Origin of the sequence: Pantoea sp. Morm (assembly GCF_016643525.1) — a bacterium.
GTDB lineage: Bacteria > Pseudomonadota > Gammaproteobacteria > Enterobacterales > Enterobacteriaceae > Pantoea > Pantoea dispersa.
Genome location: NZ_VOQX01000006.1, coordinates 44241 through 64368, shown reverse-complemented (window position 1 = coordinate 64368; position 20128 = coordinate 44241). Strand labels below are relative to the sequence as shown.

Here is a 20128-nt window from a genome sequence, read left to right as displayed (position 1 = left end):
TCTGCACCTGTATGAAAACCGCCTCAGGCGTTCCCTTTCAGCGTAAGTTTGAGTTGTGCTGCAAAGTCTAGCATGCGGTTGAGCGGCAGCAACGCTGCCTTGCGCAGTGCCGCATCGACGTGAATTTCATGCTGAGCGCCGCCGTGTGCCAGCCCTTCAGCGATAGCCTGCAGGCCATTCATCGCCATCCACGGGCAGTGCGCGCAGCTGCGGCAGGTCGCCCCTTCACCTGCGGTAGGCGCTTCCAGTAACTCTTTGTCCGGTACCGCCTGCTGCATTTTGTAAAAGATGCCGCGGTCGGTCGCCACAATCATCTGCGGATGCGGCAGCGTTTTGGCGGCCTGAATCAACTGGCTGGTGGAACCGACCGCATCGGCCAGGTCGACAATCGCCTGTGGTGACTCCGGGTGCACCAGCACCGCCGCGTCAGGATAGAGCGCTTTCATGCGCTGCAACGCCTGGGTTTTGAACTCATCATGCACGATGCAGGCCCCCTGCCAGCACAGCACATCAGCGCCGGTTTGCTGCGTAACGTAGCGGCCCAGATGGCGGTCCGGTGCCCAGATGATTTTTTCACCGCGACTGTCGAGATATTCAATCAGCTCAACCGCAATGCTGGACGTCACTACCCAATCGGCGCGTGCTTTTACCGCTGCCGACGTGTTGGCATACACCACCACGGTCCGATCCGGATGCGCATCGCAGAAGCGATTAAATTCGTCAATCGGGCAACCGAGGTCAAGCGAGCACTCCGCCTGCAGCGTGGGCATCAGCACGGTTTTTTCCGGGCTAAGGATTTTGGCGGTTTCGCCCATGAAACGCACGCCGGCCACCAGCAGCGTTTGCGCCGGATGCTGGCTGCCAAAGCGCGCCATCTCAAGGGAATCCGCCACGCAGCCGCCGGTCTCTTCGGCCAGCGCCTGGATTTCCGGATCGGTGTAGTAATGCGCCACCATCACCGCATCGCGTGCTTTGAGCAGGCGTTTAATTTCTTCGATGTAACCGGCTTTTTCCTGCGGGCTGAGGCGCGCCGGTTTCGGCGGGAAGGGATAAATGGCGCTTTCAGCATCAAACATTGCACTCATGACACGGCTCTCGTTTTATCGATTTAACAAAATCGCCCATCAGGACGATGATGCGGCATTAAATCCGCCATCGTGTTTTATATGCTAAACACAATAGCGGATTACACCGAGCCTGTCGTGTGATTTTTATGCGGGAAGTACCAGCTGCGCGCCGGCCTGCGCCTGTTGTGGGCTCTCCAGCTCAAGCAGAAACGCTTTTACCGCCAGGCCGCCAGCGAAGCCGGTGAGCTTACCGTTGCTGCCGATAACCCGATGACAGGGCGCCATGATCGACAACGGATTTTTACCGTTGGCAGCCCCGACGGCGCGTACCGCTTTCGGATTGCCGATCTGCTCCGCGATTTGCAGATAGCTGCGGGTTTCACCAAACGGAATGGTGAGCAGCGCCTGCCAGACCTTTTTCTGAAACGCAGTGCCAACGGTGTCGTACGGCATGTCAAACTGCTGGCGCTCGCCGGCAAAGTACTGGCGCAGCTGGCGCTCGGCCTCACAGAGAATCGGATGCTGGTCGTTACGCGCGATCGGTTTCAGCGGCACGCGCTGCGCGCCTTCGTTTTCCCATAAAATGGCTGACAGACCGCGATCCGTGGCAATGAGCGTCAGTTCTCCGACGGGCGTGGTAATGATTTTAGCGTGATACATGTTGCACCTCCGGCATGGGCTATGCGGATGATTATCGCACTTTTGCGCGGCGAAACTGGCTGTTTTCGGCCATGAGCATAAACTGGTTAGCTGTCCGAAAGCAGCCAGTTTTCCATCCGCACCTGCGCGACGATGGTGTTTATTTGCCGGAGACGATGATGTTTGATCCTGAAATTGCCTATCAGGCGCTGACGGCGCGCGACAGCCGTTTCGACGGGGTGTTTTTTGTCGGCGTGACCTCCACCGGTATTTACTGCCGTCCGATCTGTCCGGTGAAAGCGCCGATGCAGAAGAACTGCCTGTTTTTCACCAGTGCCGAAGCGGCTGAAAAGGCGCACTTTCGCCCCTGCCTGCGCTGTCGTCCCGAGCTGGCACCTGGTTCGGCGCCGGTCGATAGCCATCATCGCATCGCCGACCGGCTGATACGCCGTATCGAAGAAGGCTTACTGGAAGAACAGGAGACACTGGCTGAGATCGCCAGCGAGTTTGACCTGAGTGAACGCCAGCTAAGACGGGTGATTCAGCAGGAGCTGGGCGTGTCGCCGCTTGAACTGCGGCAAACCCGGCGCATGCTGCTGGCGAAGCAGCTACTGACTGAAACCGCATTGCCGGTGACCGAAATTGCCTATGCCAGCGGTTTTCGCAGCCTGCGCCGTTTTAACGACGTGTTTCAGGCGCGCTATCGCATGACGCCTTCGCGTCTGCGTAAGCAGATTCAGACGGAAGCCCTGAATGGTGAGCAGGAGAGCGCCGAACTGCGCCTCAGCTACCGGCCTCCTTATGACTGGGACGCCATCCTCGATTTCCTGCAACAGCGCGTGATGAAGCAAGTCGAGTGGGTCAGCGAGGGCGTTTATCATCGTACTGTGGCGCTCGGTCAGTGTCGTGGCTGGGTGCGCATTAGCCATTTGCCGGAAAAGCAGGCGCTGAAGGTGCAATTTACCACCACGCTGACGCCGGTGCTGCCTGCCCTGCTGCGCCGCTTGCGCGATCTGTTTGATCTGGATGCCCAGCCACAGCGCATCAGCGAGCAGCTCAGCCAGGATCCGCTATTAGCTGCGAGTCTGGCGCGCTATCCGGGTTTGCGCGTTCCTGGTGCGTTTGACGGCTTCGAGCTGGCGGTCCGCGCCATCCTCGGCCAGCAGGTGACGGTGAAAGCCGCGACGACGCTGAGCAGTCGCGTGGCGGAGCGTTTTGGCGCGCCCCTCACCACACCGTGGCCTGCGCTCTCCCGCTTACCGCCAGAGGCCGAATCACTGGCTACTGCCACCCTGGATGATATCGCCAGCCTCGGCATTGTGAGCGCCCGCGCGCAGGCGATCCAGGCACTGGCCGCGGCCTGCGCCTCAGGAGCGCTGCGCTTCAATGGTGCGGTTAATCCGGACGTGGTGCAGCAGCAGTTGCTGGCGCTGAAGGGTGTCGGACCGTGGACGGCGAGCTATATCGCCATGCGCGCCCTGCGCTGGCCGGATGCCTTTCCGAAAGAGGACATTGCGATCCGCAATAATCTCGGTGGCGTGAGCGCAAAGGTCGCAGAGCAGATGTCCCAAGTGTGGCGCCCGTGGCGCAGTTACGCGGTGCTGCATATCTGGAAGAGCCTGACGCCGGAAAAGCGGTAGTGAGATTTGGCATGATGTCGTTGCCAGAATAACTGTAATAGTGCCTTTCAGCCAAAGGGTACGGGGCGGTTGCGTAAAGTCGCCGTAAATACATCCCTGTAGGCTCTGCCGGCGCATCCATGCGCCGGAAGCTTTACTCCACCGCCCGGCCCTTCCGTCTTCTTTGAGCATGGGTGCGATTATCTAAAGCAATGACAAGGCTTGATGGCCAGTTAAGGCGGGAGCGGAAGGAGCGAAGCGTCCGAGCCATGGACAAAAATGCCGGGAGCATTTTTGAACAACACGCTGTGTTGCCCGCTTGCGGGTGAGCCTCAGGGATGAGGCGAATACTCGCGAGGCCGATCCACAGGGATGTGAGATTCCTTTGCGATCCGCCCCGCCTTATCTGGCCGGTGCACAATCTCAAAGCAACCCATCTAACACTGTATAAAACGTAAAAAAGCAAAAAGGCGCCTTTAGGGCGCCTTTCTACATAACTGGTGGGTCGTGCAGGATTCGAACCTGCGACCAATTGATTAAAAGTCAACTGCTCTACCAACTGAGCTAACGACCCGCTCGGGAAGTGGCTTACAACTTTCGACTTGATGGTGGGTCGTGCAGGATTCGAACCTGCGACCAATTGATTAAAAGTCAACTGCTCTACCAACTGAGCTAACGACCCATCAAGGTTGTGAAGCAAACTGAAGTGACATCAAAACTGAATGGTTGAGATGGTGGGTCGTGCAGGATTCGAACCTGCGACCAATTGATTAAAAGTCAACTGCTCTACCAACTGAGCTAACGACCCATCTTCAGTGCTGCCGATACTTGTTAAGATATGTCCCGGCAACGGCGGCATATATTACTGATTTAGCGGGAGGGCGCAACCCTTATTTTCCGCTAAATGTCTCAACTGCTTACCTTTCACGCGGCAAGACCAGAAATCAGACGAAATCCGGTCTTAACTGCAGCAATTACATTGCAGCGAGCCGTTTTTGTGCCTGCTTAGCAGACTCAGAGTTAGGGAACTGTTTGATCACCTGCTGGTAGACCGCTTTCGCTTTCGCTGTATCGTTCTTCTCCTGCATGATCACCCCAACCTTAAACAGCGCTTCCGCCGCTTTTGGCGATTTCGGGTAGTTTTTAACTACAGTGGCAAAATAGTAGGCCGCATCGTCCTTTTTGCCTTTGTTGTAAAACAACTGACCCAGCCAGTAATTGGCATTCGGCTGATAGGTGGAGTCCGGATACTTCTTCACCCACGCCTGCAGCGCAGTAATCGCCTGGTCGTACTGTTTCTTCTCAAGAATCAGCGCGACGGCAGCATTGTAATCGGTGTTGGCATCGCCGGTTTGTGCGGGTGCAGCGGCAGCCGTATTGCTGCTCCCCGCATCAGCGTTTCCCGCTGCGGCACCGGCTGCTGCATCCGCACCACCGCTGGCCTGCGCACCATTACTGCTGCTCAGACTGTCGATCTGCTGATAAAGCTGCTTCTGCCGCTCAATCACCTGATTAAGCTGATAACTGTTCTGCTGGATCTGCCCGCGCAGCGAATCGATATCGCTTTGGTTATCACTCATCTGCTGCTGCAACTGCTGCAGAAGCTGAGCCTGGGCATTGGAGATACGTTCAAGAGTGGTGACACGGTCTTCGACCGAGCCTGAGCCAACGCTACTGATTGACGCCTGGGCATTAGCGGCCCAGGGGGCCGCTACGCCAACCAGTAACGACAGACTCAACAGATGAAGTCTGAAGTTACTAATCATGTGATTCTCTTAGTAAACCAGTACGGCACGACGGTTTTTAGCGTAAGCCGCTTCGTCGTGGCCCAGTACAGCAGGTTTCTCTTTACCGTAAGATACGATAGACATCTGGTCAGCAGACACGCCTTTACCCTGCAGGTACATTTTAACGGCGTTAGCACGACGCTCGCCCAGGGCGATGTTGTACTCTGGGGTGCCGCGCTCATCCGCGTGACCTTCGATGGTCACTTTGTAAGATGGGTTGCTGCGCAGGAAAGCAGCGTGCTGATCCAGCATCTGAGCGTATTCAGACTGCACGTCATACTTGTCCAGACCGAAGTAAACGATGTTGTTCTGCTGCAGCTGCTGCATCTGCAGACGTGCCTGCTCGTCAGAAGACATGTTGCCGTTCTGGCCAGCGCCAGCGCCGTATGCACCGTCAGCACCCATACCGGTCTGATCGTTGTTGTTGTTTTTGTGAGAGCTACATGCAGCTACCGCGATAACCGGCAGAGCCAGCATCAAACCCTTCAGCACTTTGTTCAGTTGCATTTCTTTATCCTATTATTTTGTTTGCCATACATTTTACTCCCCCGCCAGGCGAGGGAGCGATGCATCACAGATACGGCGACCAGGCAGGGAATTTGACCTGTCCATCAGTTGCCGGAAGACGCGCTTTGAAACGCCCATCGGTTGAAACCAACTGCAACACGGAACCCATCCCCTGAGTAGAGCTATAGATTACCATCGTGCCGTTAGGAGCCAGACTTGGCGTCTCATCCAGGAACGTGTCCGTTATTGTCTGAACGGCTCCCGTTTCCAGATCCTGTTTGGCGACGTGCTGCGCGCCACCGGCGCTGCTGATCATCACCATCGTTTTACCGTCAGATGACACATCCGCATCCTGGTTCTGAGCCCCTTCCCAGGTAATGCGCTGTGGCGTTCCGCCGTTAACGTTAACTTTGTAAATCTGTGGCGCACCGGCCTGATCCGAAGTGTAAGCCAGCGTCTGGCTGTCCGGGAACCAGGTAGGTTCGGTGCTGTTGTAGCGGCCATCGGTCACCTGACGCGTCTGACCGGAGGCCAGATCCATCACGTACAGGTTCAGGCTACCGGTTTTCGACAGGGCGAAGGCCAGCTTAGAGCCGTCCGGCGAGAAGGCCGGTGCACCGTTGTGACGCGGATAAGAAGCTACCTGACGGATAGCGCCGTTGGCCAGCGTCTGCACCACCAGCGCCGATTTACCGCTTTCGAAGGTCACGTAAGCCACTTTGCTGCCGTCCGGCGACCAGGCCGGTGACATCAGCGGCTGTGGCGAACGGTGTACCACAAACTGGTTGTAACCATCGTAGTCAGACACGCGCAGTTCGTAAGGGAACTGACCGCCGTTGGTCTGCACCACATAGGCGATACGGGTACGGAACGCGCCTTTGATACCAGTCAGCTTCTCAAAAACTTCATCGCTGGCGGTATGCGCAGCATAGCGCAGCCACTGTTTGGTGACTTTATAGGAGTTCTGCGCCAGCACAGTACCCGGTGCGCCACCGGTATCCACCAGCTGATAAGCCACCTGGTAGCTGCCATCGGCGTTCGGCGTAACCTGCCCGACGACCACGGCATCAATACCCAGTGCGCTCCACGCGGCAGGCTGAACTTCCTGTGCGCTGGTCGGCTGCTGTGGCAGACGAGAACGATCCAGCGGGTTGAATTTACCGCTGTTACGTAAGTCTGCTGCGACGATGCCACCAATATCTTCGGGTGCAGCGCCCGGACCGGCCCACTGGAACGGCACCACACCAATTGGGCGTGCGGTATTCACGCCCTGCGTAATTTCAATGCGTACTTCCGCGTGCAGCATCGCTGCCCACAGCAGTACAAAAAAACCTAAGGTTACACGAAGTGCCTGCTTCATCTTATCTCCCTTATCTGAACCTGAGTTCATGATAATTCGCACAGTTCCTGAAAAAACACGAGTACTCATAGAGTACGGCAAGCTAACCTTAGTTCAACCTGCCGTACGTTACTGCATTATTCTGGTTTGAAACGCATCGGTGCGTTCTTAAACACTTCATATACGGCCTGCGAAGGCGGCTTCGGAATGCGTGCCTGCTTCGCTGCGGTAATCGCCGCCTGACACAGCGCCGGATCGCCGCCTTCAGCTTTCACGTCAATCAGCAAACCATCCGGTGCCAGTTTAATCCGCAGATCGCAGCTTTTACCGCGATACAGATCGGCATCGTAGAAGCGGCTCTGAATCGCACTGGTGATCTGACCCAGATACGCATTCACCTCAGCACCTGAGGCACCCGCCTTCTTCTGATTGCCCTGACCTGCCGCCGCGCCACCACCGGAAGCGGCGCCGCTTTTCGGCGCATTCTTACCGGAAGAGAGACCGCCTAACAGATCATCCACATCGCTCTCGTTCTTCGCCGCTTCGGCAGCCGCTTTCTTCTTCGCATCAGCCGCAGCTTTAGCTTTCGCCGCCGCATCCGCTTTGGCTTTGGCTGCTGCCTCAGCTTTCGCTTTGGCTTCGGCGGCAGCTTTCTCTTTCGCGGCTTCCGCAGCTTTCTCTTTGGCTTCCTGTGCAGCTTTGGCTTTTGCATCTGCCGCGGCCTGAGCTTTGGCTTCTGCCTCCGCTTTGGCTTTCGCTTCAGCTGCGGCTTTCGCCTGCTGCGCGGCTTTCTCTTTCGCCGCTTCGGCTGCGGCGGCTTTGGCCTGCTCTTCCGCTTTCTTCTTCGCGTCGGCTGCGGCCTGCTTCGCCTGCTCCTCCGCTTTGGCTTTCGCGTCTGCTGCGGCCTTCGCCTGAGCATCGGCCTGCGCTTTGGCATCGGCTTTGGCTTTCGCTGCGGCCGCTTCTGCGGCTTTCTGCTGCTCCTGCGCCTGCTGCGCTGCTGCTTCAGCCGCCTTCTGCTGCTCTGCCTGCTGCTTCGCCTGCTCTTTGGCTTCCTGCTGCGCCTGCAGACGCTCTTTTTCCAGCTCTTTCAGCCGCTGCTGTTCAGCGGCCTGTTTCTGCTGCAACTCTTCCGCCTGCTGCTGTGCCTGCTTCTGGCGCTGCTGCTCGGCGCGCTGACTGTCACTCTGCTGATTCTGCTGACGGTTATACTGCTCAACCACCGCGCCAGGATCGACCATCACCGCGTCGATATCACTGCCGCCACCGCCGCCGCTGGCTTCGATATGTTCGTTAAACGAGCTCCAAATCAGCAGGGCGATCAGCACGATGTGCAGAATCACCGAAATGATTATCGCGCGTTTTAACTTCTCGTTCTGCTCGGTTGCCTTCGACACTCTCGGTTCCCAAAAACGGTTCGCGTTAAATCGGCTGCGTCATCAAACCGACGGATTTCACGCCAGCCTGATGCAACAGGTTCAGCGCCTTGATGATTTCGTCGTAAGGCACATCTTTCGCCCCACCAATCAGGAAGACCGTCTTCGGATTGGCTTCAATACGGCGCTGCGCTTCGCTCACCACCTGCTCCGGCGGCAGCTGCGTCATACGATCGTGATCCACCACCAGGCTGTACTGCCCTACCCCGGCCACTTCCACGATCACCGGCGGATTATCGTCGCTGGAAACGGTTTTCGAATCGGTTGCGTCCGGCAGGTCCACTTCCACGCTCTGCGTAATAATCGGCGCGGTTGCCATAAAGATGAGCAGCAACACCAGCAGCACGTCCAGCAGCGGAACAATGTTGATTTCCGACTTAAGATCGCGACGCCCGCGACCACGGGTTCTGGCCATCGTTAACCTCGACTTACTTGCTGTTGTCGGTAGAGAAAGCCTGACGATGCAGGATGGCCGTGAACTCTTCCATAAAGTTGTCGTAGCCCTGCTCCAGCTTGTTCACGCGCTGGTTCAGACGGTTATACGCCATAACGGCAGGAATGGCCGCGAACAGACCGATTGCGGTGGCGATCAGCGCTTCGGCGATACCGGGCGCAACCATTTGCAGCGTGGCCTGTTTCACCGCACCCAGTGCGATAAAGGCATGCATGATCCCCCACACCGTACCAAACAGACCGATATACGGGCTGATGGAACCGACGGTGCCAAGGAATGGGATATGATTTTCCAGCGCTTCCAGTTCACGGTTCATCGAGATGCGCATGGCGCGACCGGCCCCTTCGACCACCGCTTCCGGCGCATGGTTGTTGGCGCGGTGCAGGCGGGCAAACTCTTTGAAGCCAGAGTAGAAAATCTGTTCGGACCCGCTCAGCTCGTCACGGCGAGCCTGGCTCTCCTGATAGAGACGCGACAGCTCGATACCGGACCAGAACTTGTCCTCGAACGCCTCGGCCTCACGCCCCGCCGCGTTAAGAATGCGGGTGCGCTGAATGATGATTGCCCAGGAGGCAATAGAAAAGCCGATCAAAATCAACATGATAAGTTTGACCAGAAGGCTTGCCTTCAGGAACAAATCAAGAACGTTCATGTCAGTCACTGCTTGAACTCCGCGACAATAGACTTGGGAAGCGCAATCGGCTTCATTAGATGTGGGTTGATGCAGGCAATCAGGACGTCTGCTTCATTGAGCACTTTGCCTTCAGCATTCACGATACGCTGCGAGAACGTCATGGTTGCGCGCGTCATTGCTGTCACTTCGCTCTGGATCTCCAGAAGGTCGTCGAGACGTGCCGCGGCAATAAAGTCCACCGTCATGCGCCGTACCACAAAAGCCACCTGCTCTTCCAACAGGGCCTGTTGATTGAAATGGTGCTGGCGCAACATCTCGGTACGTGCTCGTTCATAAAAAGCAAGATAGCTGGCGTGGTAAACCACACCACCGGCGTCAGTGTCTTCGTAATAGACCCGAACCGGCCAGCGAAACAGCGTTGTACTCACTCTACATCCCGGTCTCATTTTAAACGTTGCTACTATACGCAAGTGAGATCGGCTTGGGAATGGTCCGCCAGAGCCAGGAGAAAATAATTATCAGACGTTAACAACTGGAAGGATTTTTGGGAGATTTCCTGACCAACCGCTGACAAAAACTCACGTCAGCAGCGGTAAAACAGCCCTTGCGGGCTGAGACAGAACTTAATGGTAGAACCAGTAAATTCCCAGCGCCAGCACGATCAGCACCGGCAGCGGGGCAAACAGTGCCTGCCAGCGGGCACGCTGTAGCCGGAAACCGGTGCCGTGAATCACGCCGCTGCACACCGCCCAGATTAACAATAATCCGTGCCAGATAGCGAGCTCACTGGTGCGTGCGGCAAAGCGCGCCGGCTGCCAGATGACGCATCCGGCCAGCCACAGCGCCAGAATCAGTGAAAGGGCCCGCAGCGGGCCCTTATCCATCAGACGATACAGCGTCTGTATCAGGCTGCGCATCAGAGCTTGTCGTCCTGCGCGCCGCCCTCTTCCACATGCTCGATCGCCAGTGCCGTGACCACGCCAAACGCACAGGCCAGCAAGGTGCCAAGAATCCAGGCAAAATACCACATGCTTAATCTCCTCAATCAGTACAGGGAGTGCGTATTGCGCTCAATGTGTTCTTTGGTGATGCGGCCATACATCTTGTAGTAACACCAGCTGGTGTAAGCCAGAATAATCGGCACAAAGATGATGGCTGCCACGGTCATGATCTGTAGCGTCAGCAGGCTGGAGGTCGCGTCCCACATGGTCAGGCTGGTGCCCGGCACGGTGCTGGATGGCATGATGAACGGGAACAGCGCAATGCCCGCCGTCATAATGACGCACGCCAGCGTTAGCGAAGAGAAGATAAACGCCCATGCGCCCTTCTCCATGCGCGAACACAAGATCGTCAGCAGCGGCAGCAGCGCGCCGAGCAGCGGGAACAACCACAGCACCGGCATCTGTTCAAAATTGACCAGCCAGGCACCAGCTTCACGCACCACGTCTTTACCCAGCGGGTTAGACGCCGCGTGATGATCGATTGCGCTTTTCAGCACATAGCCATCAATGCCGTACTTCACCCACACGCCGGCCAGTACAAAGCCCACCAGCATCACCAGCGCGCTGATTTGCGCCGCGGTGCGGGAACGCAGGTGTAGTTCGCCGCTGGTGCGCATCTGCAGGTAAGTCGCGCCCTGGGCCAGAATCATCGCGACGCTGATCACCCCAGCCAGCAGGCCAAACGGATTAAGCAGCTGGAAGAAATTACCGGTGTAGAACAGGCGCAGGTACTCATCAGCATGGAACGGCACGCCCTGCAGCAGGTTACCGAACGCCACGCCAATCACCAGCGGCGGCACAAAGCTGCCAATGAAGATGCCCCAGTCCCAGGCACCGCGCCAGCGCATATCTTCAATCTTCGACCGGTAATCAAAGCCGACCGGACGGAAGAACAGCGAGGCCAGCACCAGAATCATCGCCACGTAGAAACCGGAGAACGCGGCGGCATAGACCATTGGCCAGGCGGCGAACAGCGCCCCGCCGGCAGTGATCAGCCAGACCTGGTTACCGTCCCAGTGCGGCGCGATGCTGTTAATCATGATGCGACGCTCGGTATCGGTGCGGCCGAGGATGCGGGTCAGCATTCCCACGCCCATATCGAAGCCGTCGGTGACGGCAAAACCGATCAGCAGAATGCCAATCAGCAGCCACCAGACAAAACGCAACACTTCATAGTCAAACATGGTCGCTCTCCTTATCCGCGCGCCGGTTGAGTCACAGCCTGCACTGTTTCATGGTGATAGCGGCCGGTTTTCAGGCTGCTTGGACCAAGGCGGGCAAATTTGAACATCAGATACATCTCCGCCACCAGGAACACGGTATACAGGCCGCAGATCAGGATCATCGAGAACAGCAGATCGCCGACGGTCAGCGACGAGTTAGCCACTGCGGTTGGCAGCACCTCACCAATCGCCCACGGCTGACGGCCATATTCAGCGACAAACCAGCCAGCTTCGACGGCAATCCACGGCAGTGGAATACCGTACAGCGCCGCTTTCAGCAGCCAGCGATTCTTACCGATGCGGTTACGAATCACGCTCCAGAACGACAGCGCAATGATGCCCAGCAGCAGCACGCCACACAGCACCATGATGCGGAAGGCGAAATAGAGCGGTGCCACGCGCGGAATGGAATCCTGCGTTGCCTGCTGGATTTGCGCTTCCGTGGCGTTCGCCACGTCCGGGGTATAACGCTTGAGCAGCAGACCGTAGCCGAGATCCTGTTTATGCGTCTCAAACTCACTGCGCACCGCCGGATCTTTACTGCCGGCACGCAGCTCGTTCAGCAGCGCATTGGCTTTCATACCGTTACGGATGCGCACTTCATGCTGCGCCAGCAGATCTTTCAGGCCGGTGACCGGCGTATCGACAGAACGGGTGGCGATCAGGCCAAGCAGATACGGGATCTGGATGGCGTACTTGTTCTCTTGCGTCGCCTGATCCGGCACGCCAAACAGCGTAAAGGCCGCTGGCGCCGGCTGGGTTTCCCATTCAGCTTCGATAGCGGCCAGCTTGGTTTTCTGCACGTCGCCCATTTCATAGCCGGATTCGTCACCCAGCACGATGACCGATAGCACGGCAGCCATACCGAAGCTGGCAGCGATCGCAAAGGAGCGTTTAGCAAACGCGATGTCGCGCCCTTTCAGCAGATACCAGGCGCTGATGCCCAGAATGAACATCGCACCGGTGGTGTAACCCGCGGCCACGGTATGCACAAATTTCACCTGCGCCACCGGGTTCAGCACCAGCTCGGAGAAGCTCACCATCTCCATACGCATGGTTTCGAAATTGAATTCGGAGGCGATCGGGTTCTGCATCCAGCCGTTCGCCACCAGGATCCACAGCGCGGACATGTTCGAGCCAAGTGCCACCAGCCAGGTCACCGCCAGGTGCTGCACTTTACCGAGGCGATCCCAGCCGAAGAAGAACAGGCCGACAAAGGTGGATTCAAGGAAGAACGCCATCAGGCCTTCGATGGCCAGCGGCGCACCGAAGATATCGCCGACGTAGTGGGAGTAATAAGACCAGTTGGTACCGAACTGAAATTCCATGGTCAGGCCGGTGGCCACACCCAGCGCAAAGTTGATACCAAACAACTTGCCCCAGAATTTGGTCATATCTTTATAAATCTGTTTTCCCGACAGGACATAGACCGTTTCCATGATCGCCAGTAAAAACGCCATACCGAGCGTTAAGGGCACGAACAGGAAATGGTACATCGCCGTCAGGGCAAACTGTAAACGCGACAGCTCGACAATATCTAACATGATGACTCCTTGCTCCTCGCATGAACTCATCCTGCGAATAACAACCACAAACAGCGGGCAGTGCGATGCAGAATAAGGTCAGGAACGACTGATTATTGATTCCAGTTTTGTTACCGACAGCACAATGCGTACTGCGGCCCGAAGTGAGCGAGTAACAGTGGTGAAAATTCCCCGAAAAACCGATCGCTTCAGCCTGTTTCGAGCAGGAGTAAGATGAGGAGGCGACAGAATTGATATGACAACGCCTGGCACAAACTCCTGAAAAATGATGAAAAAGACTGAATTGATGCAGCGCAATTTATACCGGTTGGGTTGCTTTTAGCCAGCGGTAAAGTTTGCTATATATCGCCTTTTATTGATCTGGATTAAGACAATAATTTTCCAGATATGTAGTGTTAGAGTTGTTGTTAATTAGTTGTCATAAATCGATAGCGCAATTAAGAAAACAATTACCTTTCCCGTAATTATTTAACCTCTTTGCCAGCCAGACGCCTGGACGCTGACGGGAAAAAGCACGCCTCTTTGCCCTTCTTTACTCAACGACAAAGTAAGCATAGCCGCAGAATATGTTGCCGTTACGTTTTTACTGCAAATGTGTGAGGACGGCTAGTGGCCGTGCATTACAGCCATAAAAAAAGCCACCCGCAGGTGGCTTTTTTCTTTCAGCAGCAAAATGTTATTTCGCTGGCAGTACCGCTTTTACCGCGTCGCCGATATCGGCCAGGCTGCGAACGGTTTTCACACCGGCCGCTTCCAGCGCAGCAAATTTCTCATCGGCGGTGCCTTTACCACCGGCAATGATGGCGCCGGCGTGGCCCATACGCTTGCCTTTCGGCGCCGTTACGCCGGCGATGTAGCCGACGACAGGCTTGGTCACGTGCTCTTTGATGAACGCCGCGGCCTCTTCTTCAGCGCTGCCGCCGATCTCACCGATCATCACGATCGCTTCGGTCTGCGGATCGTCCTGGAACATTTTCAGGATGTCGATGAAGTTAGAGCCAGGGATCGGGTCACCGCCGATGCCCACACAGGTGGACTGGCCGTAGCCGATGTCAGTGGTCTGCTTAACCGCTTCATAGGTCAGCGTACCGGAACGCGACACGATACCGACGCGGCCTGGCTGGTGAATGTGGCCCGGCATGATACCGATCTTACATTCGCCAGGCGTGATCACACCCGGGCAGTTCGGGCCGATCATGCGCACGCCTGCTTCGTCCAGCTTCACTTTCACCGTCAGCATATCCAGCGTCGGGATACCTTCGGTGATGGTGATGATCAGTTTGATGCCCGCGTCGATCGCTTCCAGGATACCGTCTTTGCAGAACGGTGCCGGCACGTAGATTACGGTAGCGGTGGCGCCCGTGGCTTCTACCGCTTCGCGCACGGTGTTAAACACCGGCAGACCGAGATGGGTGGTGCCGCCTTTACCTGGCGTCACACCGCCAACCAGCTGCGTACCATAGGCCAGCGCCTGCTCAGAGTGGAACGTTCCCTGGCCACCGGTGAAACCCTGGCAAATGACTTTGGTGTTTTTGTCGATCAGAATGGACATTATTTACCCTCCGCAGCAGCGACAACACGCTGTGCTGCGTCTGTCAGGCTGGTTGCTGCAATGATGTTAAGACCGCTGTCCGCCAGTTTCTTCGCGCCCAGCTCGGCGTTGTTACCTTCCAGACGTACCACGACCGGTACGTTGACACCCACTTCAGCCACAGCACCGATGATGCCGTCTGCGATCAGGTCGCAGCGCACGATGCCGCCGAAGATGTTAACGAATACCGCTTTTACAGCATCGTCAGACAGGATGATTTTGAAGGCTTCGGTAACGCGCTCTTTGGTTGCGCCGCCGCCAACATCAAGGAAGTTTGCAGGCTGACCACCGTGGTGTTTCACGATGTCCATGGTGCCCATCGCCAGACCAGCGCCGTTGACCATACAGCCAATGTTGCCTTCCAGCGCTACGTAGTTCAGTTCCCACTGCGTCGCGTGGGCTTCACGGGGATCTTCCTGGCTTGGGTCGCGCATTTCACGCAGCTCTGGCTGACGGAACAGGGCATTGCCATCGGCACCCAGTTTGCCATCCAGACAGATCAGGTCGCCCTGTTTGGTGATTACCAGCGGGTTGATCTCAACCATCGCCAGGTCGCGCTCCAGGAACATGGTCGCCAGACCCATGAAGATTTTGGTGAACTGGCTGACCTGCTTGCCGGTCAGGCCCAGTTTGAATGCCAGCTCGCGGCCCTGGTATGGCTGCGGGCCGGTCAGCGGATCCAGCGCCATTTTATGGATCAGGTGCGGGGTTTCTTCCGCCACTTTCTCGATTTCCACGCCGCCTTCGGTTGACGCCATGAAGATCACGCGACGGGTAGCACGGTCAACCACCGCACCCAGATACAGCTCCTGATCGATGTCGGTCGCCGCTTCAACCAGGATCTGGTTTACCGGCTGGCCATTGGCGTCAGTCTGGTAGGTCACCAGACGTTTGCCCAGCCAGTTTTCAGCGAAAGCACGAATGTCTTCTTTACTGTTAACCACCTTCACACCGCCCGCTTTACCGCGGCCACCGGCATGAACCTGACATTTCACCACCCACGGACCTGCGCCAATTTTCGAGGCGGCTTCTTCGGCTTCACGTGGCGTGGTGCAGGCGTAGCCAGTCGGTGCTGGCATACCATACCGTGCAAACAGCTGCTTCGCCTGGTATTCGTGTAAGTTCATGATGTTCTATCCATTCAGATCTAAACAGGGTTAATTTGGGCGCGCCTCGTGCCAGCGCGCCCGGCGAAAATCAGACATCCAGCAGCAGACGCGCCGGATCTTCCAGCAGCTCTTTCACCGCGACCAGATAGCCGACAGATTCACGACCATCGATCAGACGGTGATCGTAGGAGAGCGCCAGATACATCATTGGCAGCACCACCACCTGACCATTTACCGCCATTGGGCGATCTTTGATGGCGTGCATCCCCAGAATCGCGCTCTGCGGCGGGTTGATGATCGGCGTAGACATCAGCGAACCGAACACACCACCGTTGGTGATGGTGAAGTTACCACCGGTCAGTTCTTCCACCGTCAGCTTGCCGTCACGGCCTTTCACCGCCAGCTCTTTAATTTTCTTCTCGATGTCGGCCATGCTCAGCGCATCAACATCTTTCAGCACTGGCGTCACCAGACCACGCGGCGTTGAGACCGCGATGCTGACATCGAAATAGTTGTGGTACACCACATCATCGCCGTCGATCGAGGCGTTGACTTCCGGGAAGCGTTTCAGCGCTTCGACCACCGCTTTGATGTAGAAGGACATAAAGCCCAGACGCACGCCGTGACGCTTCTCGAAGGCATCGCCGTACTGCTTGCGCAGATCCATGATCGGCTTCATGTTGACTTCGTTGAAGGTGGTCAGCATTGCGGTGCTGTTTTTCGCTTCCAGCAGACGCTCGGCCACGCGCTTGCGCAGACGGGTCATTGGCACGCGCTTCTCGCTGCGGTTGGCAACTGCCTGCGGAGCCGCATCGGCTGCCGGTGCCGCTTTCGCGCCGTCGGCTTTCTTCGCCAGATGTTTTTCCACATCTTCGCGCGTCAGACGGCCGCCAACACCGGTGCCTTTAATCTGGCTGGCGTCGAGGTTGTTTTCCGCAATCAGGCGGCGCACGGCCGGGCTGAGCGCGTCATTGCTCTCTTCTTCCAGAGATGCAGTCTGACGCTGTGCAGGCGTAGACTCCTTGCTTTCCACTTTCGCCGTGGTCTCTTTCCCGCCGCTGTTGCCTTCCTTCAGACGGCCCAGAATCTGGCGCGACGTTACGGTGGCGCCTTCGTCTTCCAGCACCGCTTCCAGCACACCGTCAGCGGCGGCAGGCACTTCCAGTACCACTTTGTCAGTTTCGATCTCGACCAGCACTTCGTCGCGGGTCACAGAGTCGCCGGGTTTTTTATGCCAGGTTGCTACCGTGGCGTCCGCTACGGATTCAGGCAAATCGGGAACGAGAATTTCTACGCTACTCATTTTCTTTCCTTTTAATTAACCAAGGTTCAGCGCGTCATTGACCAGGTCTTGCTGCTGTTGTTGATGTACGGACATATAGCCCACGGCCGGTGAAGCAGAAGCCGGACGGCCTGCGTAACGCAGTGACGCACCAAATGGAACCACTTCGCGGAAATGATGCTGACTGCAATACCATGCGCCCTGGTTCAGTGGCTCTTCCTGACACCAGACGAAATCCTGAACATGGGCGTAATTCTTCAGCGCTTCCTGCACCGCTTTGTGCGGGAACGGATAGAGCTGTTCGATACGCACGATGGCGACATCGGTCTGCTCGTTCTTACGACGCTGTTCCAGCAGATCGTAATAAACTTTACCGGAGCACAGCACCACGCGTTTCACCTGCTGCGGATCGAGGTCGTCGATCTCACCAATCGCCGGCTGGAAGCTACCGTTGGCCAGCTCATCAAGGCTGGATACCGCCAGCGGATGACGCAGCAGCGACTTCGGTGACATCACGATCAGCGGACGGCGCATACCGCGCAGCGCCTGACGACGCAGCATGTGGTAGACCTGCGCTGGCGTTGATGGCACGCAGACCTGCATGTTCTGCTCAGCACACAGCTGCAGATAGCGCTCGAGGCGCGCGGAGGAGTGCTCCGGACCCTGCCCTTCATAGCCGTGTGGCAGCAGCATCACCAGACCACACATGCGGCCCCATTTCTGCTCGCCGGAGCTGATGAACTGATCGATCACCACCTGAGCGCCGTTGGCGAAGTCACCAAACTGCGCTTCCCAGATGGTCAGCACGCGCGGCTCGGCGGTGGCGTAACCGTATTCGAACGCCAGTACCGCTTCTTCCGACAGCACCGAATCCCACACCTTGAACTGACCCTGACCGTTATGGATGTGGTGTAGCGGAGTGTAAGTCGAGCCGTTCTGCTGGTTGTGAATCACCGCGTGACGGTGGAAGAAGGTGCCGCGGCCGGAGTCTTCACCCGACAGGCGCACCGGAATGCCTTCATCGACCAGCGTGGCGTAAGCGAGGTTTTCCGCGCCGCCCCAGTCGAACAGCTTGTTGCCTTCCGCCATCTCTTTGCGATCGTTGTAAATTTTGGCAACGCGCGACTGCACTTCCACCGCTTCCGGAATGCTGCTGATGCGGCGCGCCAGCTCCTGCAGACGTTTCATGTCCACGGTTTCCGGGTAGCTCTCATCCCACTCGTGGTTGAGGTACGGAGACCAGGTGAACGAGTGCAGGCTCATCGGACGCCATTCCGGCACCACGCACTCGCCTTCATCCAGCGCATCGCGGTACAGGTTTACCAGCTCGGTGGCATCTTCCTGCGTGGCCACGCCTTCGCTTTCCAGCTGATCGGCGTAGATTTTGCGCGGCGTCGGATGCTTTTTGATTTTCTGATACATCAGCGGCTGGGTGGCGCTTGGCTCGTCGGCTTCGTTATGGCCGTGACGGCGGTAGCACACCAGGTCGATGAACACATCGCGTTTGAAGGTATTGCGATAATCCAGCGCCAGACGGGTAACAAACGCCACCGCCTCCGGATCGTCCGCGTTGACGTGGAAGATCGGTGCCAGCACCATTTTGCCGATGTCGGTGCAGTAAGGGGTAGAACGCGCATCTTTCGGATTCGAGGTGGTGAAGCCCACCTGGTTGTTAATCACGATGCGTACGGTGCCGCCCACTTCGTAACCGCGCGCCTGCGACATGTTCAGGGTTTCCTGCACCACGCCCTGGCCAATAACCGCGGCGTCACCGTGAATGGTGATCGGCAGTACTTTGTTGCTGCCCGGCTCCGCCAGACGATCCAGACGCGCACGCACCGAGCCCATGACGACCGGGCTTACAATTTCCAGATGCGACGGGTTGAACGCCAGCGCCAGGTGCACCAGGCCGCCTTCGGTTTCCACGTCTGACGAGAAGCCCATGTGGTACTTCACGTCACCGGTACCGAGGTGCTCTTTGTGCTTGCCGGAGAACTCGTCGAACAGATCCTGCGGTTTTTTACCCAGCACGTTGATCAGCACGTTGAGACGACCGCGGTGTGCCATGCCCAGCACCACTTCACGCGTGCCGCTCTTGCCGGCGTGGCGAATCATTTCGCGCAGCATCGGTACCAGCGCATCACCGCCTTCCAGCGAGAAGCGTTTGGCACCCGGGAATTTCGCGCCGAGGTATTTTTCCAGGCCCTCTGCCGCCGTCAGCTCTTTCAGGAAACCTTTTTTCTCGTCCGCGCTGAATGACGCATGGCCTACTACCGATTCCAGACGCTGCTGAATCCAGCGCTTCTCTTCGGTGTTGTTGATGTGCATGTACTCTGCACCAATCGAACCACAGTAGGTCTGCTGCAGTGCGGCATAAAGATCGGCCAGCTTCATGGTCTCTTTGCCAATGGCGAAAGAGCCTACGTTAAAGCTTTCCTGAAAATCGGCGTCGGTCAGATCGTGGAAGGCCGGATCGAGATCCGCCACGCGTTCCTGCTTCCACAGGCCGAGCGGATCGAGGTTAGCGTGCTGATGGCCGCGGAAGCGGAACGCATTAATCAGCTGCAGCACTTTAACCTGTTTGGAATTAGCGGCCGGATCGGTGACTGTGGAGGTGTAGCGGGTGGCGTCTTTCGCCAGGCGGCGGAAGTATTCACGCGTCGTGGAGTGAAACTGCTCAGGTTTCACGCCGGTGCCCGGCAGCTGCTGGAACATCGAGCGCCACACTTCATCAACAGAGTCAGGATCGGTCAGGAAATCCTCATAGAGTTGCTCTATGTAGGACTGGTTCGCGCCGGCCAGCCAGGAGGAGTCCAGCCAGGGTTTCATCGCGCTGTTCTGCATTGTGATCCCTTAAGCATTAATCTGCTTTTTTGAGGTTTCATTTGTTGCCGCT

General features: G+C 57.0%; 18 protein-coding genes and 3 tRNA genes. 1 reads left to right on the top strand and 20 read right to left on the bottom strand.

Going from position 1 to position 20128, the window contains the following annotated elements; all coding sequences use genetic code 11:
* Positions 1-23 precede the first annotated feature (23 nt).
* On the bottom strand, positions 24-1085 hold the full coding sequence (nadA, locus tag FT726_RS03760; protein ID WP_346302409.1) for a quinolinate synthase NadA: 1062 nt from the start codon (positions 1083-1085) through the stop codon (positions 24-26).
* A gap of 126 nt (positions 1086-1211) precedes the next feature.
* A complete protein-coding gene (locus tag FT726_RS03755; RefSeq protein ID WP_021508524.1) occupies positions 1212-1727 on the bottom strand; it encodes a methylated-DNA--[protein]-cysteine S-methyltransferase in 516 nt (171 codons plus the stop codon).
* Between the two features lie 158 nt (positions 1728-1885).
* Here FT726_RS03755 and FT726_RS03750 point away from each other — a divergent pair, with 158 nt between their 5' ends.
* Entirely contained in the window at positions 1886-3346 is a 1461-nt protein-coding gene (locus FT726_RS03750) for an AlkA N-terminal domain-containing protein (protein ID WP_104187143.1), read from the top strand.
* Positions 3347-3823: 477 nt separating this feature from the next.
* Here FT726_RS03750 and FT726_RS03745 read toward each other — a convergent pair.
* The 18 genes from FT726_RS03745 to sucA form a co-directional block, all read right to left on the bottom strand.
* Positions 3824-3899 (bottom strand) — tRNA-Lys (locus FT726_RS03745).
* 32 nt (positions 3900-3931) lie between these two features.
* Positions 3932-4007, bottom strand: a tRNA-Lys gene (locus tag FT726_RS03740).
* Positions 4008-4057: 50 nt separating this feature from the next.
* A tRNA-Lys gene (locus FT726_RS03735) sits at positions 4058-4133 on the bottom strand.
* A gap of 166 nt (positions 4134-4299) precedes the next feature.
* Positions 4300-5091, bottom strand: coding sequence for a cell division protein CpoB (cpoB, locus tag FT726_RS03730; protein WP_058757869.1), 792 nt, complete (start codon positions 5089-5091; stop codon positions 4300-4302).
* Positions 5092-5100: 9 nt separating this feature from the next.
* Positions 5101-5619, bottom strand: coding sequence for a peptidoglycan-associated lipoprotein Pal (gene pal / locus FT726_RS03725; protein ID WP_021508527.1), 519 nt, complete (start codon positions 5617-5619; stop codon positions 5101-5103).
* A gap of 64 nt (positions 5620-5683) precedes the next feature.
* A complete protein-coding gene (gene tolB / locus FT726_RS03720; RefSeq protein ID WP_021508528.1) occupies positions 5684-6979 on the bottom strand; it encodes a Tol-Pal system beta propeller repeat protein TolB in 1296 nt (431 codons plus the stop codon).
* Between the two features lie 116 nt (positions 6980-7095).
* Positions 7096-8355 (bottom strand): cell envelope integrity protein TolA, encoded by a 1260-nt coding sequence (gene tolA, locus FT726_RS03715; protein WP_346302408.1) that lies wholly within the window; start codon positions 8353-8355, stop codon positions 7096-7098.
* Positions 8356-8380: 25 nt separating this feature from the next.
* Positions 8381-8809, bottom strand: a complete 429-nt coding sequence (gene tolR, locus FT726_RS03710) for a colicin uptake protein TolR (protein ID WP_021508530.1) — start codon at positions 8807-8809, stop codon at positions 8381-8383.
* A 13-nt stretch (positions 8810-8822) separates the two neighbouring features.
* Positions 8823-9509 (bottom strand): Tol-Pal system protein TolQ, encoded by a 687-nt coding sequence (gene tolQ, locus FT726_RS03705; RefSeq protein ID WP_346302407.1) that lies wholly within the window; start codon positions 9507-9509, stop codon positions 8823-8825.
* Entirely contained in the window at positions 9506-9928 is a 423-nt protein-coding gene (gene ybgC, locus FT726_RS03700; protein WP_168714917.1) for a tol-pal system-associated acyl-CoA thioesterase, read from the bottom strand. The genes tolQ and ybgC overlap by 4 nt, the downstream gene beginning before the upstream one ends.
* A gap of 177 nt (positions 9929-10105) precedes the next feature.
* Positions 10106-10399: a cyd operon protein YbgE gene (ybgE, locus tag FT726_RS03695; protein WP_288422774.1), complete on the bottom strand. Its 294-nt coding sequence runs from the start codon at positions 10397-10399 to the stop codon at positions 10106-10108.
* Entirely contained in the window at positions 10399-10512 is a 114-nt protein-coding gene (gene cydX / locus FT726_RS03690) for a cytochrome bd-I oxidase subunit CydX (protein WP_010615998.1), read from the bottom strand. The genes ybgE and cydX overlap by 1 nt, the downstream gene beginning before the upstream one ends.
* A gap of 15 nt (positions 10513-10527) precedes the next feature.
* Positions 10528-11667, bottom strand: coding sequence for a cytochrome d ubiquinol oxidase subunit II (cydB, locus tag FT726_RS03685; protein ID WP_021508533.1), 1140 nt, complete (start codon positions 11665-11667; stop codon positions 10528-10530).
* Between the two features lie 11 nt (positions 11668-11678).
* Positions 11679-13250 carry a cytochrome ubiquinol oxidase subunit I gene (cydA, locus tag FT726_RS03680; protein WP_288422778.1) on the bottom strand — a complete coding sequence of 524 codons (1572 nt, stop codon included), beginning with the start codon at positions 13248-13250 and terminating at the stop codon, positions 11679-11681.
* Between the two features lie 676 nt (positions 13251-13926).
* Positions 13927-14802, bottom strand: coding sequence for a succinate--CoA ligase subunit alpha (gene sucD, locus FT726_RS03675; protein WP_021508535.1), 876 nt, complete (start codon positions 14800-14802; stop codon positions 13927-13929).
* Positions 14802-15968 carry an ADP-forming succinate--CoA ligase subunit beta gene (gene sucC / locus FT726_RS03670; protein ID WP_006118458.1) on the bottom strand — a complete coding sequence of 389 codons (1167 nt, stop codon included), beginning with the start codon at positions 15966-15968 and terminating at the stop codon, positions 14802-14804. The genes sucD and sucC overlap by 1 nt, the downstream gene beginning before the upstream one ends.
* A 70-nt stretch (positions 15969-16038) precedes the next feature.
* Positions 16039-17253 (bottom strand): 2-oxoglutarate dehydrogenase complex dihydrolipoyllysine-residue succinyltransferase, encoded by a 1215-nt coding sequence (gene odhB / locus FT726_RS03665; protein ID WP_021508536.1) that lies wholly within the window; start codon positions 17251-17253, stop codon positions 16039-16041.
* A 15-nt stretch (positions 17254-17268) separates the two neighbouring features.
* Positions 17269-20076: a 2-oxoglutarate dehydrogenase E1 component gene (gene sucA, locus FT726_RS03660; RefSeq protein WP_021508537.1), complete on the bottom strand. Its 2808-nt coding sequence runs from the start codon at positions 20074-20076 to the stop codon at positions 17269-17271.
* Between the last annotated feature and the right edge of the window lie 52 nt (positions 20077-20128).